At 67.0% G+C, this 13,697-nt stretch carries 20 protein-coding genes and 1 riboswitch; of the genes, 10 read left to right on the forward strand and 10 right to left on the reverse strand.

Annotation, left to right across the window (positions count from 1 at the left end):
- Nucleotide 1: 1 nt before the first annotated feature.
- The gene (locus IEX71_RS20445) at nt 2-493 is read right to left on the reverse strand and encodes a winged helix-turn-helix transcriptional regulator (RefSeq protein WP_188838928.1); all 492 of its coding nucleotides are present in this window, start codon (nt 491-493) and stop codon (nt 2-4) included.
- Between the two features lie 88 nt (nt 494-581).
- Here IEX71_RS20445 and IEX71_RS20450 point away from each other — a divergent pair, with 88 nt between their 5' ends.
- The 4 genes from IEX71_RS20450 (at nt 582) to IEX71_RS20465 (ending at nt 3,625) form a co-directional block, all read left to right on the forward strand.
- Nucleotides 582-1,226, forward strand: a complete 645-nt coding sequence (locus tag IEX71_RS20450) for a dihydrofolate reductase family protein (RefSeq protein WP_188838929.1) — start codon at nt 582-584, stop codon at nt 1,224-1,226.
- A gap of 112 nt (nt 1,227-1,338) precedes the next feature.
- Nucleotides 1,339-2,367, forward strand: a complete 1,029-nt coding sequence (locus IEX71_RS20455; RefSeq protein ID WP_188838930.1) for a hypothetical protein — start codon at nt 1,339-1,341, stop codon at nt 2,365-2,367.
- Entirely contained in the window at nt 2,364-3,137 is a 774-nt protein-coding gene (locus IEX71_RS20460) for a hypothetical protein (RefSeq protein WP_188838931.1), read from the forward strand. Before IEX71_RS20455 ends, IEX71_RS20460 begins: the two co-directional genes overlap by 4 nt.
- A 17-nt stretch (nt 3,138-3,154) precedes the next feature.
- Nucleotides 3,155-3,625, forward strand: a complete 471-nt coding sequence (locus IEX71_RS20465) for a MaoC/PaaZ C-terminal domain-containing protein (protein WP_188838932.1) — start codon at nt 3,155-3,157, stop codon at nt 3,623-3,625.
- Here IEX71_RS20465 and IEX71_RS20470 read toward each other — a convergent pair.
- The 3 genes from IEX71_RS20470 to IEX71_RS20480 all read right to left on the reverse strand — a co-directional run bounded on the left by IEX71_RS20470 (nt 3,622) and on the right by IEX71_RS20480 (nt 5,029).
- Nucleotides 3,622-4,074 (reverse strand): GNAT family N-acetyltransferase, encoded by a 453-nt coding sequence (locus tag IEX71_RS20470; RefSeq protein WP_188838933.1) that lies wholly within the window; start codon nt 4,072-4,074, stop codon nt 3,622-3,624. The two genes, IEX71_RS20465 and IEX71_RS20470, sit on opposite strands and share 4 nt — an antisense overlap.
- Nucleotides 4,055-4,348 carry a hypothetical protein gene (locus tag IEX71_RS20475; RefSeq protein WP_188838934.1) on the reverse strand — a complete coding sequence of 98 codons (294 nt, stop codon included), beginning with the start codon at nt 4,346-4,348 and terminating at the stop codon, nt 4,055-4,057. Before IEX71_RS20475 ends, IEX71_RS20470 begins: the two co-directional genes overlap by 20 nt.
- A gap of 111 nt (nt 4,349-4,459) precedes the next feature.
- On the reverse strand, nt 4,460-5,029 hold the full coding sequence (locus tag IEX71_RS20480) for a dienelactone hydrolase family protein (protein ID WP_188838935.1): 570 nt from the start codon (nt 5,027-5,029) through the stop codon (nt 4,460-4,462).
- Nucleotides 5,030-5,092: 63 nt separating this feature from the next.
- Here IEX71_RS20480 and IEX71_RS20485 point away from each other — a divergent pair, with 63 nt between their 5' ends.
- Both IEX71_RS20485 and arfB read left to right on the forward strand, forming a co-directional pair.
- A complete protein-coding gene (locus IEX71_RS20485; protein ID WP_188838936.1) occupies nt 5,093-5,662 on the forward strand; it encodes an ArsR/SmtB family transcription factor in 570 nt (189 codons plus the stop codon).
- 13 nt (nt 5,663-5,675) lie between these two features.
- A complete protein-coding gene (gene arfB, locus IEX71_RS20490) occupies nt 5,676-6,116 on the forward strand; it encodes an alternative ribosome rescue aminoacyl-tRNA hydrolase ArfB (RefSeq protein WP_188838937.1) in 441 nt (146 codons plus the stop codon).
- 19 nt (nt 6,117-6,135) lie between these two features.
- Here arfB and IEX71_RS22705 read toward each other — a convergent pair whose 3' ends face one another.
- The 4 genes from IEX71_RS22705 to ychF all read right to left on the reverse strand — a co-directional run bounded on the left by IEX71_RS22705 (nt 6,136) and on the right by ychF (nt 8,299).
- The gene (locus IEX71_RS22705) at nt 6,136-6,258 is read right to left on the reverse strand and encodes a hypothetical protein (protein ID WP_268235978.1); all 123 of its coding nucleotides are present in this window, start codon (nt 6,256-6,258) and stop codon (nt 6,136-6,138) included.
- A 342-nt stretch (nt 6,259-6,600) separates the two neighbouring features.
- Nucleotides 6,601-6,900, reverse strand: coding sequence for a HigA family addiction module antitoxin (locus tag IEX71_RS20495; RefSeq protein WP_188838938.1), 300 nt, complete (start codon nt 6,898-6,900; stop codon nt 6,601-6,603).
- Between the two features lie 10 nt (nt 6,901-6,910).
- Complete coding sequence (locus tag IEX71_RS20500) at nt 6,911-7,192, reverse strand: type II toxin-antitoxin system RelE/ParE family toxin (protein WP_188838939.1); 282 nt, start codon at nt 7,190-7,192, stop codon at nt 6,911-6,913.
- A gap of 33 nt (nt 7,193-7,225) precedes the next feature.
- Nucleotides 7,226-8,299 carry a redox-regulated ATPase YchF gene (ychF, locus tag IEX71_RS20505; RefSeq protein ID WP_188838940.1) on the reverse strand — a complete coding sequence of 358 codons (1,074 nt, stop codon included), beginning with the start codon at nt 8,297-8,299 and terminating at the stop codon, nt 7,226-7,228.
- Nucleotides 8,300-8,440: 141 nt separating this feature from the next.
- Nucleotides 8,441-8,508: riboswitch (guanidine-III (ykkC-III) riboswitch) on the forward strand.
- A gap of 17 nt (nt 8,509-8,525) precedes the next feature.
- Between ychF and IEX71_RS20510 the strand changes: the two genes are divergently transcribed.
- Complete coding sequence (locus tag IEX71_RS20510; protein WP_188838941.1) at nt 8,526-8,840, forward strand: DMT family transporter; 315 nt, start codon at nt 8,526-8,528, stop codon at nt 8,838-8,840.
- Between the two features lie 39 nt (nt 8,841-8,879).
- Complete coding sequence (locus tag IEX71_RS20515) at nt 8,880-9,836, forward strand: DUF389 domain-containing protein (protein WP_188838942.1); 957 nt, start codon at nt 8,880-8,882, stop codon at nt 9,834-9,836.
- On the opposite strand, the gene IEX71_RS20520 is transcribed toward IEX71_RS20515, so the two are convergent.
- A complete protein-coding gene (locus IEX71_RS20520) occupies nt 9,833-10,444 on the reverse strand; it encodes a TetR/AcrR family transcriptional regulator (RefSeq protein ID WP_229749915.1) in 612 nt (203 codons plus the stop codon). The genes IEX71_RS20515 and IEX71_RS20520 overlap by 4 nt on opposite strands.
- Nucleotides 10,445-10,527: 83 nt before the next feature.
- On the opposite strand from IEX71_RS20520, the gene IEX71_RS20525 reads away from it, so the two are divergent.
- Entirely contained in the window at nt 10,528-11,307 is a 780-nt protein-coding gene (locus IEX71_RS20525; protein ID WP_188838943.1) for an alpha/beta hydrolase, read from the forward strand.
- 46 nt (nt 11,308-11,353) lie between these two features.
- Nucleotides 11,354-12,565, forward strand: coding sequence for a DNA recombination protein RmuC (locus tag IEX71_RS20530; RefSeq protein ID WP_188838944.1), 1,212 nt, complete (start codon nt 11,354-11,356; stop codon nt 12,563-12,565).
- 32 nt (nt 12,566-12,597) lie between these two features.
- Here IEX71_RS20530 and IEX71_RS20535 read toward each other — a convergent pair whose 3' ends face one another.
- Nucleotides 12,598-13,638: a 4-hydroxy-3-methylbut-2-enyl diphosphate reductase gene (locus tag IEX71_RS20535; RefSeq protein ID WP_188838945.1), complete on the reverse strand. Its 1,041-nt coding sequence runs from the start codon at nt 13,636-13,638 to the stop codon at nt 12,598-12,600.
- Nucleotides 13,639-13,697 lie beyond the last annotated feature (59 nt).

Consider the following 13,697-nt stretch of genomic DNA (forward strand, 5'->3'; position numbering starts at 1 on the left):
GTCACCGGTCGCCAAGAGTCGCCTCGTATGCGCATTGCAGGCGGTCGGACGCACTCTGCCGATCGGGATGCGGTCGCCGGGTGCCGAGATGCAGCTCGCGCAGCTCGTCCATGAGATCTGCTGTCAGGGTGGGACTTTCGGCGAGTATCCGCGCGCGCACGGTGAGCTCCGGCGTCGTCGGTCGATTGTTCATGCCCCATGTGCCCAGCGCGACCATCACCGGAACGGTCTGTATGCCTGCCTCGGTGAGCGAGTAGGTCGCTCGCTGCCCTCTCGAAGCGTCGTCACGGGTCAGCAGCCCGTGGCGCACGAGCTGCCGCAGCCGACTCGAGAGCACGTTGGACGCGATGCCTTCGTCATTGAGCGTGAGCAATTCTCGGAAGTGACGACGCCCACCGAAGACGATGTCCCGCAGCACGATCAGGCTCCAAGCGTCCCCCAGCACCTCGACCGCCGCGTTGATGGCGCAGCCGGACCGTGGTTGCTCCCGCAACTTTTCATCCCTCCAAAGTGATTGCAAACACGAATCACTTTACTCTACTGTTCAAGTGCTCTTGTTTTGCAATCACTCTGGAGGGGCGATGAGCCGCACCCGTGTCCACAACCTGTTCGTCTCGCTGGACGGATTCGCCGCCGGCGAGCACGTGACCTTCGATGAGCCGATAGGCGGAGCGGAACGCCTCTTCGGGCAGTTCGACGGTCGCGCCATACACGGCATGCAGGGGGTGGACGCGCCCTTCACGGTCGATCGCGCGCTGACCACCCTGTGGGGTCAAGGCATCGGTGCCGAGATCATGGGCCGGCGCAAGTTCGGGCCGCAGACCGGCCCGTGGCCGGACGACGACTGGCAGGGCTGGTGGGGCGACGAACCACCTTTCCGCACACCGGTGTTCGTGCTGACACATCACCACCACGAGCCGATCGAATTCGCCAACGGCACGAGTTTCCACTTCGTGGACGGGACACCCGCGGAGGCCTTGCGCCTTGCGGCCGAGGCCGCCGGAGGCCAGGACGTCCGCATCGGTGGTGGCCCCTCGACGGTGCAGCAGTTCCTGAAGGCGGGCCTCATCGACTTCCTGCACTTGGCCATCGTGCCGATCGCCCTGGGACGTGGCACCCCGCTCTTCGGCGACCTGACCGGCGTCGAGAGCCGCTTCGACATCGAGACGGTCACCTCACCCAGCGGGGTCACCCATCAGCTCTGGAACAAGAAGTCGGGCACCTGACCGGAGCCAATCGACTTACGGCGGAACGGTTTTCGATCTGCGATCCAGAGCTCGCGAAGATCACTCGGCCCACTGTTCGCAGGTTCCCGGGCCATCGGGATACGGTGCTGGGATGACCGATGAGCAGTCTGCCGACCCCGGTACGGCACCGATCCTCAGCGGCGCCGCGGCCGAACGGATAAGAACACGAGTGAAACTACTGGTGGACATCACCTCGAAGGCGGGAGGCTTCCGCGACGGGTTGGAGCTCGCCGGCGAACGCCTGACCCCGGCCGAGGCCACCATCATCGCCGACCTGGAGAGGCACGGTCTCGACGTGCCCCAGCTGCGCGAAGTGCTCTGGGGCGGACACGTCCTCGTCGACGACACCGAGCTCTACGAGCGTTGGCGCTTCCCCAAGACGCACCAGCGCCTGTCGAGTCACCACCCGAACATCGACAAGAAGCGATACCCGGATCTCGGTCTCAAAGGACCGCTGGTCCGCGAGAAGCTGCACGGCCGGACCGCGAAGGGGACGTGGGTGCAGTTGGAGAAGACACCCGCGGCCATGGGTCCCGGGTTCCACCTGCCGACGATGAACGACATACGACACCTGTGTGATTACGTCGTCTACCGATTCACCAAGAGCAACGTCGGCCCGTGGGGCCTGTCCAAGCAGACCGAACGCCGACCCGTCTACCTCGCTCCTGCTCTGTCGGCGACGGTGCCGGTCCCGGCCACCGCTGAAGGCAATCTGACCGACACCCTCGAGCGGGTCGAGGACCTGGATGACACGACCTCGGCCTCCCCCGACCTGGCCAGGCGATTCCCACCGCCGGATCGCCGGAACACCCTGGCGGAGTTGGTTTTCAACCCCCTTTCGCGCAACGGGCGTGGGCTGTTCGGCTCGTCGGAGGTTTATGTCGAAGCGGCGCCGGCCGAGTCGGCGCGCGCTGTTCTGGATGAGGTGAGCGGGTTCACGCCGACGTGGACGCTCCCGGACGCCGGGGAGACCACCTCCACCACGCTGCGAGGTGGGGATCGTGAGATCCGCAGCGCCCTACGTCGGGTGCCGGGCGACACGGTGACCAGCAATCACCTCTCGGGCGACCAAATGTCGAGCACCAGCGCGCCGGGCGACAAGGGCAAGGAGACGAAGTGAACCCCACCCCACGAAGTTCTCCCCCGCTTCACTCCTCCGATTCTTCGCGGGGGCCCCGGACGAGCGCGCACACCGACGAGACCGGCATCCCCGAGGAGTCGCTGGAAGCACTCGTGCAGCTGGTCGACACCGGTCCCGTGCCATTGGGCGGTTACACACTCGCCGAGATCTACGCCGTCGGCGGGATCGCCCACCTGCTCGAGCAGGAGCCCGACCCGGCGCTGGTCGCCGAAGCGGTGCGCTCACTGGTCGCACGCAACCTGATCACTACCGAGGCAGGGTCCGACGAGCTGGAGATCCGCGGCGACCTGGGGATCGCGACAGCTCTGCAACACCGGGCCAGCACGGTGATCGACACGCGCGTCACCGGCTCCGAGCCCGACCACCCCTGGCGCTTCATCCTGATGCCCCAACCGGACGGCGTCACCCTCGAGGTGCTGATCGATGCCCTCGGGATCCACTTCTATTCGCTGCGCAAGACCGATGACACCTACGACCGGCTCTGGGAGCGGCTGCCGTCCGGTGACCGCGGGCCGGATGACGCCGATGCCGAGTCGGTGCTGTCCGCCAGCGCGTACACCGCGCTGGTGAGTGTGAGCCGCTGGAACGACGCCGGTGACCGGGACACTCACGACATGGTGCTGGCGCAGGAGGGTGAGCGTTGCCACGCGTTCGTGCGTTCGGCCGACGATCCCACCACGCTCGTGCCGGCCGGTATGGCGGAGGACGAGTGGCGCGACGCGATCAAGCGCCTGGCCACGGTGAGCTGAACCGCGATGGGTACCCCATGACACAGGAGATGGGCTCGCCGGCCGACTGGTTCTTCGAGGACTTCGCCGTCGGTCAGACCTTCCGGACTCAGGGCCGCACGATCACCGAGGCCGACATCGTGTCCTTCGCCGGCTGGAGTTGGGACACCAACCCGGTGCACACGGACGCCGTGCACAGCGCGGACGGGCGCTTCGGGCAGCCCATCGCGCACGGGCTGCTCGGTCTGTCCGTCACCCTCGGCCTCGTCTCCCGCCTGGGCATCTTCGAGCGCTGCTCGATCGCGCTGCTCGGCATCGACGGCTGGCGCTTCGAGCACCCGGTCGTCGCGGGCGACACGGTGCGGTGCACCCTGCGGATCGCCGGAGCTCGTGCGACGCGCAACGGCAAGGCCGGCATCCTCGATCGCGAGCTCACGGTCACCAATCAGGACGACGTCGTGGTGCAGCGCGGCAACATCGGGCTGATGGTCGCTCGCCGCCCGAGCTAGTCCGCGGTCTTCTCCAGCAGTCGCGGCGACGCGGCGAATCCCAACCGCTCGTAGACCGGGACAGCTCTGCGACCGGAGCTGACCGTCACCCGGCTCACCCCGACTCCGAACGCGTGCGTGGTCGCGGCATCGACGAGCGCCGAGCCGACGCCCTGCCCACGCTGCTCCGGTATGACGAAAACGCTTTGTATGTCGGCAGATCGGCGCATCGTTGTGCCCGGGCGTGGGATCCGCGGGAGCAGCGCCAGCCACGCCATACCGATCAGCGCACCGCCGGCAGCAGGCGCGACGAATGCCAGGTGGGATTGCGCGTGGGCGGACCACCACGCAGTGAGGCCGACCTCGAACTCCTCACGGGGCTGCGCTGCTTGCTCCTCCGATGACGCGTGCCACCAGAGCAGTCGCGCGAGCTCCGCGACGTCGTCGAGGTCAGCGCGGCGAATCTCCATGTGGCAGATCGTCGCACGCTGCGGCCGCCCAGCCGTATGACGCCGCCACCGCATCATCGACGTCCGGGCAGTCGTGGAACAGCACCTCCGGCGCGCGGTCCGGCTTCATGATCATGATCCGTTCGTCGACCATCTCCCGGTCGGTCTGCGGATGGATGTTCGGCTCCTCGGCCGGTGGCTCGAACCCGCCCTTCGCGACTTCGTGCCAGTGCCACGGATCGTGCCATGCCCCATGCACGAGCACGACCGACGGCTCAGTCCCCTTCTCAGCCATCAGAATCACTCCCCCGGAGCAGCTTCCTCGCGTTCCATGTCGCAGTCAAGCAACTTCCGAAACGTCGGAACCGTAGGTGGCAGTGGGTCTTCCGACGTAGGGCTCGGAGGCTCAGCCGAGATCAGCGAGGAAGGAGAGCGTCCGCTCCAGCAGGAGTCCGGCAGCCTGCGCGTCATACGACGTGAGCGACGAATCGGCGAAGAGATGCTTGGTGCCGGAGTAGCGGAAGAGCTCGGCGTTCGGGCTGGAACCGGCGAGCTTCTCGGCGAACTCCAGGTCTTCCGCGAACCACTCGTCATCGACACCGCCGTGGATCTGGACCGGAATGCCCTCGGGCCACGCACCGAACTCCTCGACCGGGAGACACGACTCGTAGAAGAGCGCGCCGACCGTGCCGGCACGGGTCTGCGCGAGCTTTTGCGCCGACATCACTCCCATCGAAAATCCCGCATAGACAATGGTGTTCGGCAACTCATCGGCTGCGGCAACACCGCGCGCCAGGAGAGCGTCGAAGCCGATCTCTCGAGCATGATCGACACCGGACTCGACGTCGGCGAAGGTGCGGCCGTCGAACAGGTCGGGCAGATGGACGGTGTGGCCGGCTGCGGTCAGCTCGTCGGCGAACGCACGCACGCCCGCGGTGAGCCCCTGAGCGTGGTGGAACAACAGAATCTCGGTCATGGCGCCTTCTTCGGTCAATGATCCGTAAATTTCGAACGTTCTGAAACGCTAGTATGTCGAGCCATGGAAGGCAAGACGCCGGACTACGACCTCGAGGACCAGCGCGCACTGACCACGCCGGCCCAGGTGCGCGCACTCGGCAACCCGCTGCGCAACACCATCCTCGGGCTGCTGCACGAACGCGCCGCCAGCGTCACCGAGCTGAGCACGGCGGTCGGCCGACCGAAGAGCACCGTCGCCCACCACGTGAAGGTGCTGACCGATGCGGGAATGCTTCGAGTGGTCCGGACGCGTCGTGTGCGGGCCATCGACGAGGCCTTCTACGGGCGCACCGCCCGGATGTTCTACGTGTCGCTCGACGAAGGAGGCGACAACGACGAAAGACCGCTCGACTTCAACGATTTCGAGGTCGCGGCTCGCGAGTCGCGGCCGGCATACAGCGATGGGCAGCTCTGGGGTTTCATCCGGCACGCCACGATCGACGACAACCAGAAGAAGGAGTTCTGGCGGCGTATGACGGCACTGGTGGACGAGTTCGACACGCTCCCCCGCCAGGGCGACATCGTGCACGGATTCGCGCTCGGCATCTATCCGATCCCGGACTATCCGCAACTTCCGCGATCCGCGGACTGACAGACTGGTCGGCGTGGACGACCTGCAGATACCACCGGGACCCGGTGCACCTCAGGGATTGACCGTTCCGGCCGGCGAGCTTCTCGAGCAGTTCTCGCACGCATCCGGACCGGGCGGCCAGGGCGTCAACACGGCCGACTCACGCGTGCAGCTCAGCCTCGACATCGGGACCACGACGGCACTGACCGAGGCCCAACGCACCTTGGCTCTGGAGCGACTCGCCACCCGGCTGTCGGGCACGGTGCTCACGATCAGCGCCGCCGAGCATCGCTCCCAGCGCCGCAATCGAACCGCAGCGAGGGAGCGGCTCGCCATACTGCTGCGTGCTGCCGTTGCTCCCACGCCCACTCGGCGCCCGACCCGCCCGACGCGCGGCTCGCAGCGTCGGCGGCTGGACGCAAAGCGCGAGCGCGCCGAGGTCAAGCAGAGCCGCAGGCCGCCGCGCCCGGACTGATCCCGAGACGCGGCGCCCCTCAGGCTGATTGGCCCGGGGGCGATGACGTCGAGCCCAGCCCCACGAGCAGCGTCGGCGAGCCGGTGATCATACGTGAGCACTGCTGCGACAGGCTCTCGATCTGCGATTCATCACCACTCATGACAACCACCTAGCACCCGTGCGACACGTAGCCCGTGTGACGTTCATAACCCTCCCCAGTGTCGAGCCGTGAACACTGGCAGCCCCAGCGCCGTTCATAACCCTCCCCAGTGTCGAGCCATGAACACTGGCAGCCCCAGCACCGTTCATAGCCCTCCCCAGTGTCGAGATCCGCCCGGAATCCGAGGTCAGAGACGGCTTTCGTAGTCGACGATGAGACACCCTCCAGGCCCGACCTTGACCTCGATGCGTGCTGTGCAATGACCGCTCTCGACTCCTTCGACGACGCCGCGATACATCCCAACCGGGATCGCGTGCACCTGGCTGGAATCACCGCACATGCTCATGCGGTCTTCAGCGGCGCAATCGCCTCGATCTGATCGGCGACACGATCCTCAGCAAGCTCCAGCTCGTACCGCGTCTGCAGGTTGAGCCAGAACTGCGGGTCGACGCCGAAATAGCGCCCCAGCCGCAGCGCCGTATCAGCCGTGATGGCTCGCTTCCCGTGCACAATCTCGTTGATCCTGCGCGGAGGAACACCGATCGCCACAGCGAGCTTGTTCTGGGTGATACCGAATCCCTCGATGAAATCCTCCATCAGAACCTCACCCGGGTGGATCGGTGCGTACAACTTCTCGACCATCATTTCCTCCTCAGTGGTAGTCGACGATCTGGACGTCCTCGGGTCCCGCATCCGTCCAGTGAAAGCAGATCCGCCACTGGTCGTTGATCCGAATGCTGTGCTGCCCCGACCGATCACCCTTCAGCGCCTCGAGACGATTGCCGGGCGGCACTCGCAGGGCGTCGAGCGAAGTCGCGGCGTCCAAGAGACGGAGCCTCCTGTTGGCCACCTTGTGGATTCGCGGATCAACTCGTTTCGCCGACTCGCGGCGCCATACGCGCTCGGTATCGCGGTCAGCAAACGATCTGATCACAGGATCATCATATAACGCAGAGCGTCATTAACGCTAGACGTTAAACCGGAACTCCACCACGTCGCCGTCGGCCATCACGTAGTCCTTGCCCTCCATGCGCGCTTTGCCGTGCGACCTGGCTTCGGCGACGGAGCCGAGCTCGACGAGGTCGTCATACGAGATGACTTCGGCCTTGATGAAGCCCTTCTGGAAGTCGGTGTGTATGACGCCTGCCGCTTGCGGCGCGGTCCAGCCACGGTGGATGGTCCACGCGCGCGCTTCCTTCGGGCCCACGGTCAGGTAGGTCTGCAGGCCGAGGGTGTTGAAACCCTTGTGTGCCAGCTGCGCGAGCCCGGACTCGGTCGCGCCGAAGCCCTGCAGCATCTCCAGCGCGTCCTCGTCGGACATCTCGGTGAGGTCCATCTCGAGCTTGGCGTTGAGGAAGATCGCCTCGGCGGGCTCGACGAGCGCCTGCAGGGACGCCTGCAGCTCCTCGTCGGTCAGCTGGTCCTCGTCGACGTTGAAGACGTAGAGGAACGGCTTACCTGTCAGCAGCCCGAGCTCACGGATCGGGGTGACGTCGAAACCCTTGGAGAACAACGTGTCTCCGGCTTCCAGGATCGCCTGCGCCTCCTTGGCGGCGTCATACACCGACTTGTCGGTCTTCTTGCCCTTGACCTCTTTCTCGAGGCGCGGCAGTGCCTTCTCGAGGGTCTGCATGTCGGCCAGCACCAGCTCGGTGTTGATCGTCTCCATGTCCGACTCCGGCGAGACCTTGCCGTCGACGTGCACGACGTCGTCGTCGTTGAAGACGCGGATGACCTGGCAGATCGCGTCGGCCTCGCGGATGTTGGCCAGGAACTTGTTGCCCAGGCCCTCCCCCTCGGAGGCGCCGCGCACGATGCCGGCGATGTCGACGAAGGACACAGTCGCCGGGACGGTCTTCTCCGACTTGAAGACGCCGGCGAGCGTGTCCAGCCGTTCGTCGGGCAGCGGCACCACCCCGACGTTCGGCTCGATCGTCGCGAACGGGTAGTTCGCCGCGAGCACGTTGTTCTTGGTCAGGGCGTTGAACATGGTCGACTTGCCGACGTTGGGAAGTCCGACGATTCCGATAGTGAGTGCCACGGGATCAGGAGTCTAGTGCGTGCGTGAGCCCTCTATCTGACTCACCGCACTGTGGCCCGCCGGAAGACTCCGGACACGCTGCGAAGCGGCTGCGACATACCGACTCGACTTGCCGGCCGCGAGAGCGCGTGAAACCGTGGGATCGGGCCGCAGCACGGAGCGGTCCCCGGACGATGGAGCCGTACCCGGAGAGCGACAAGACGGCCAGTCCGAAGAGGTGTTCTCCATGGCATGGGTCGTTCTCGTGGTCTCCGGGATGCTGGAGGCCGTGTGGGCCACCGCGCTCGACAAGTCGCACGGTCTGTCCAGACCGATTCCGGCTATCGTCTTCCTCGTCGCGCTGGCCGCGAGCATGACGGGCCTCGGCGTCGCGATGCGCAGCCTGCCGGTCGGCACCGCGTATGCCGTCTGGGTCGGCATCGGCGCCGTGCTCACCGTCGTCTATGCGATGGCAACCGGCACCGAGTCGATCTCGGCTTTGAAGGTCGTCTTCCTGCTCGGCATCGTGGGCTGCGTGGTCGGCCTCAAACTCAGCCACTAGTTCCCCGTCCGCACACACCGATGCTCATAGGGTTCGAGCATGCTGGTGCACCTGCGACTCACCGTCCCGACGGAACTGTCCGACGACGTCGTGGAACTCCTCGGGGCGAGCCAGTGCGTGACCAACCTCGTCGTCATACCCGGTGCGTGCCGTACGCCGCGCGGTGACCTCATCGAGTGCGACGCGGCTCGCGAGACAACTGGGGAGCTCGTCGACAGCCTCAACGAACTCGGACTCGGCGACCGGGGCGGCATCGTCATCAGCCGGCCCAGCAGCACGCCGTTCCGCCGCGCGACCGAACTCGAGGACGCCGCGCCCGGGGAGCCGGACGACGCGGTGATCTGGGATGAGGTGCTCGACACGGCCGAGTCATCGAGCCGATCCACGATCGGCTACCACATATTCCTTGTAATGGCAACGATTCTCGCTGCGATCGCGGTCATCACCGACTCCTCCGTGCTGGTCGTCGGCGCAATGGTCGTCAGTCCGGACTTCGCACCCGTCGCGGCGCTGTGCACGGGCGTGGTCTTCGCCCGCTTCGGCCTCGTCGGGCGCAGCGCACTGCTCATCGTGCTGTCCTTCGTCCTGGCGATCGCGACCGTCGCGGTCCTCGGTCTGATCGCACGGGCCACGCACCTGATCAGCGCGGCGGACGTGACCCGTCCGCGACCCCAGACCGCCTTCATCTGGCACCCGGACCAGTGGTCGTTCATCGTCGCGCTCGTCGCCGGTGCGGTGGGCGTCCTTGCGATGTCGACCGACAAGGCGACCGCGATGGTCGGCGTCTTCATCTCCGTGACGACCGTGCCCGCGGCGGGCAACCTGGCGCTCGGCCTGGCGACGTGGGAGCGAGGCGAGATCACCGGGTCGGCGGCGCAACTCGGCGTCAACCTCGCAGGTATGACGCTCGCCGGGATCGTGACCCTGGCGATCCAACGCGTCGTCTGGAATCACCTGATGCACCGGACCCAGCGCCTCTTCGGCCGACTGTCCTAGGCCGGTCGCCGCTTCGGCCGGGTACCGAGATCAGCGTGTCTGCCGACGGTGGCATCCAGGGCTGCCAGGGACAGCGAGAGGGTCTGCGCAGGCGTGATCGTCTGCTCCACGAACGCCGCCAGAGCTGTCGCACGCACGAATGCGATCCAGCCGTCGAACGCCGCCTCCGCTATCGCCCGCTCGGCGCCCGCGCATCCCGCGGCGTCCAGAAGCAGCTTCCCCATGGACCGGAAATGCGCCGAAACCGGTTCGCGGACGGTCGGATCCGTCGACACCGAGCTGCGATTGGCGATGTATACGAGGTGCGGGTGCCGGGCATAGAAGTCGAGGTATGCCGCCAGCCGATCTGCCGCCCAGGCGCGCACCGTGGCATCGGGTGACGGTTCGGAGATGCCGCGAAGGCTTTCATGTGCGCGCTGCCAGATCGCTGCGAAGTAGTCGGCCTTGGAGGTGAAGTAGTGGTAGAGCAGCGCGCGAGTCACGCCGGCACGACCGGCGATCTCGTCCATCGACAACTCTTCGAAACGGCCCTCGTCGAAGATCGCCTCGCCGACGTCGAGCAATTGCGCCCGCCGCTGCGCAGGGGTCATCCGTCGGCGGGTCGGCACGGGACTCAACCCTAGTTGCGGACGTTGCGGCCGTGGGCTCATCCAAGTTATTTTACGTGCGTCTAATAACTTGGAGGCAGTTGATGATCGCATCCATCGAGCGTGGCGACCCGTCGCCGACCAGTCCGTCGATCGTGTTCGTGCACGGTGCGATGCACGGGGCATGGTCGTGGGACGAACACTTCCTCGGCTACTTCGCGGACCGCGGCCGGCACGTCATCGCCCTCGATCTGCGTGGCCACGGCGACAGTCCCATCGACAGGTCCGTGCTGTGGGCCAGCGTCCGCGACTACCTGGACGACCTGGCCGAAGTCGCCGACCGTCTACCGAATCCGCCTGTGTTGGTGGGCCATTCGCTCGGTGGTTTCGTCGTCCAGCGCCGACTGGAAGAACACCCCGCGCCGGCGGCCGTGCTGGTCGGTGCCACACCGCCCAGCGGTGCGATGCGGTTGACGTTGCGCGCCATACGCCATGATCCGGCGGGTGCAGCGCGTGCCTTCGCTACGTTGCGGCTGCTGCCGATGTTCGGTTCGCCCGAGGCGGCGCACCACTGGTTCTTCTCCGCCGACACTCCGGCGGGTCAGGTCGCCGGTTGGTCGGACCGCTTGTGCGACGAGAGCTTCCGCGCCGTCGTCGACACCCTCGTCCGCCCGGTGCGCACGAAGCGGGTCACCACACCCCTACTCGTTCTGGGCGGATCCGCGGACCGCACCGCGCCTCCGCAGGATGTCGCGTTCACCGCACACCGGTACGGCGTCGAGCCCGTCGTACTCGACGGATTGCCGCACGATCTGATGCTCGACGGCGGGTGGCAGCGCGCGGCGGCACACATCGCGAACTGGCTGGACGACACGCTCGGCTGACCGCGTCCTACCGACCGTTGTCGGCGGTGGCTGCTTGGCTGCATCCATGACCGGATTCGTGATGGGCGCCCTGGTGGGTGCACTGCTCGCCGCCGCTGCCACCTGGCTGCTGCTGCGTCAGTCGTATGCCGCCGGGCGCGCCTCGCTGAGCACCGAGCGAGACTTGTTGCGCGAGCGCGTCATCGATCTGGAGTCGACCGTCGCGGACGACCAGCAGACCGCGGCGGTACTCGGGCCGCTGAGCGCCATGCTCGGGCGGGTCGAGAAGCAGGTCGCGACGCTGGAGCGTGACCGCGTCGAGCAGTACGGCGAGCTCGGTGAGCGGTTGGCCGAGGTCGGACGGGTCACCGGCGCACTGCACCAGGAGACGACCCAATTGGCCGGCGCGCTGCGGGCGACCTCGACCGGCGGCACATGGGGTGAGGTCCAGCTGCGACGGGTGCTGGAGCACGCCGGCATGCTCGCGCACTGCGACTTCGAGGAGCAGGTGACCGCGGTCAGCAGGCACGACGCGCGCGTCCGCCCCGACGTCGTGGTGCGGCTGCCCGGCGACCGGGTGCTGGTCATCGACGCCAAGGCACCGGCGCGCGCCTTCCTGGACTCGCAGGCCGAGGGCCTCGCCCCTCAGGACCGAGACCGTCTGCTCGAGCAGCACGCGAAAGCTTTGGTGCGACACGTGGATTCGCTTGCTGCGAAGGCATATTGGAGCGCCTTCGAGCAGTCGCCGCAGCTGGTCGTGTGCTTCGTGCCGGCCGATGCGATGCTGGCCGCCGCGCTGCGACAGGATCCGTCGTTGCTCGACCGGGCGATGAGTCGCAAGGTGGTGCCGGTCTCCCCCAGCACTCTGCTGGCGCTGCTGCGCACGAGTGCGGCTGCGTGGCAGCAGGACAGCCTGGCACGGGGCGCGCGTGAGCTGTTGACGTTGGGCCAGACCCTCTACGACCGGCTCGGCACGATGAGCCGGCACACCGCACGCGTCGGGCAGTCGCTGACCCGGTCGGTCGAGGCCTACAACGCGATGATCGGCACGCTCGAGTCCCGGGTGCTGGTGACCGCCCGGCAGATGCACGCGCTCGGGCTGGCACAGGATGCCCCACCCGAGCAGTTGCGACCGATCGAGACCCCGGCGCGGCCGCTGACCGCGCACGAGCTGATCGAAGCGCTGGACGAGGACGTCGCGCGACCCACCCTCGATCTGGACGTCGCGCGCGGGACCGACCCGATCGCCGGCGAGGCCGACGCACGGGATGCCGGCTGACCGGTCCGTGCGGCGTGGGTCCGCGGGCCGAGCTAGTGCAGTGATCCGGCGTCGTGCCGGACCTGCGCCGAGTCGCCCTGCCCGCGTGCCTTGAGGTCACGGCGCAGCTCGGTCGGCAGTGCGAAGAGCAGACTCTCCTCGGCCGCGGTGATCGTCTCGACGTCGGCATACCCGCGCTCCGCGAGATAGCCGAGCACGTCGCGCACGAGGATCTCGGGCACCGAAGCGCCCGAGGTGACGCCGATGGTGCTCACGCCGTCGAGCCAGCTGTCCTCGATCTCGTCCGCGTAATCGACCAGGTGACCGTCGCGAGCGCCGTGCTCGAGCGCTACCTCGACCAGCCGCACGGAGTTCGAGGAGTTGCGACTGCCGACCACGAGCATCAGATCGGTGCGCGGTGCCATCTGCTTCACGGCGTGCTGGCGGTTCTGGGTCGCATAGCAGATGTCGTCCGAGGGCGGGTCCTGCAGATTGGGGAAGCGCTCCTTGAGCCGGCGCACCGTCTCCATGGTCTCGTCGACCGACAGCGTGGTCTGCGACAGCCAGACGAGCTTGTCCGGGTGCTGCACCTCGACGGTGTCGGCGTGCTCCGGCGACTGCACCAGGATGATGTTGTCGGGCGCCTCACCGGCGGTGCCGACGACCTCCTCGTGGCCCTCGTGGCCGATCAGCAGGATGTCGTATTCGTCGGAGGCGAAGCGGGTTGCCTCACGGTGCACCTTGGTGACCAGCGGGCAGGTCGCGTCGATGGTCTTCAGGGACAGCGCCTTGGCCTGCTCGCGCACCTCGGGCGCGATGCCGTGTGCCGAGAAGATCACCGTGGCGCCCTCGGGCACCTCGTCGGTCTCCTCCACGAAGATCGCGCCACGCTTCTCCAGGGTCGCCACGACATGCTTGTTGTGGACGATCTGCTTGCGCACGTAGACCGGCGGGCCGTAGAGGTCGAGGGACTTCTCCACCGTCACGACGGCGCGGTCGACGCCGGCGCAGTAGCCGCGCGGCGCCGCGAGCAGCACACGCTTGCTGTGCTCGGCGGCGGCCTGGTCGGTCTCGGTCGTTGCGGGCGAAGTCATGTCTCCATGCTAGGTGCGGTGCTGCGACCCGACGAACCCGACCGATCTGTTCGACACGC

It is taken from the genome of Flexivirga endophytica (genome assembly GCF_014640635.1).
GTDB lineage: Bacteria > Actinomycetota > Actinomycetes > Actinomycetales > Dermatophilaceae > Flexivirga > Flexivirga endophytica.

Coding starts and splice junctions, on each gene's coding strand:
- IEX71_RS20450 (WP_188838929.1), top strand. CDS start 582: ATGAGCCGCACCCGTGTCCACAACCTGTTCGTCTCGCTGGACGGATTC.
- IEX71_RS20455 (WP_188838930.1), top strand. CDS start 1,339: ATGACCGATGAGCAGTCTGCCGACCCCGGTACGGCACCGATCCTCAGC.
- IEX71_RS20465 (WP_188838932.1), top strand. CDS start 3,155: ATGACACAGGAGATGGGCTCGCCGGCCGACTGGTTCTTCGAGGACTTC.
- IEX71_RS20470 (WP_188838933.1), bottom strand. CDS start 4,074: ATGGAGATTCGCCGCGCTGACCTCGACGACGTCGCGGAGCTCGCGCGA.
- IEX71_RS20475 (WP_188838934.1), bottom strand. CDS start 4,348: ATGGCTGAGAAGGGGACTGAGCCGTCGGTCGTGCTCGTGCATGGGGCA.
- IEX71_RS20480 (WP_188838935.1), bottom strand. CDS start 5,029: ATGACCGAGATTCTGTTGTTCCACCACGCTCAGGGGCTCACCGCGGGC.
- IEX71_RS20485 (WP_188838936.1), top strand. CDS start 5,093: ATGGAAGGCAAGACGCCGGACTACGACCTCGAGGACCAGCGCGCACTG.
- IEX71_RS22705 (WP_268235978.1), bottom strand. CDS start 6,258: ATGAGTGGTGATGAATCGCAGATCGAGAGCCTGTCGCAGCAGTGCTCA.
- IEX71_RS20495 (WP_188838938.1), bottom strand. CDS start 6,900: ATGGTCGAGAAGTTGTACGCACCGATCCACCCGGGTGAGGTTCTGATG.
- IEX71_RS20510 (WP_188838941.1), top strand. CDS start 8,526: ATGGCATGGGTCGTTCTCGTGGTCTCCGGGATGCTGGAGGCCGTGTGG.
- IEX71_RS20515 (WP_188838942.1), top strand. CDS start 8,880: ATGCTGGTGCACCTGCGACTCACCGTCCCGACGGAACTGTCCGACGAC.
- IEX71_RS20525 (WP_188838943.1), top strand. CDS start 10,528: ATGATCGCATCCATCGAGCGTGGCGACCCGTCGCCGACCAGTCCGTCG.
- IEX71_RS20530 (WP_188838944.1), top strand. CDS start 11,354: ATGACCGGATTCGTGATGGGCGCCCTGGTGGGTGCACTGCTCGCCGCC.
- IEX71_RS20535 (WP_188838945.1), bottom strand. CDS start 13,638: ATGACTTCGCCCGCAACGACCGAGACCGACCAGGCCGCCGCCGAGCAC.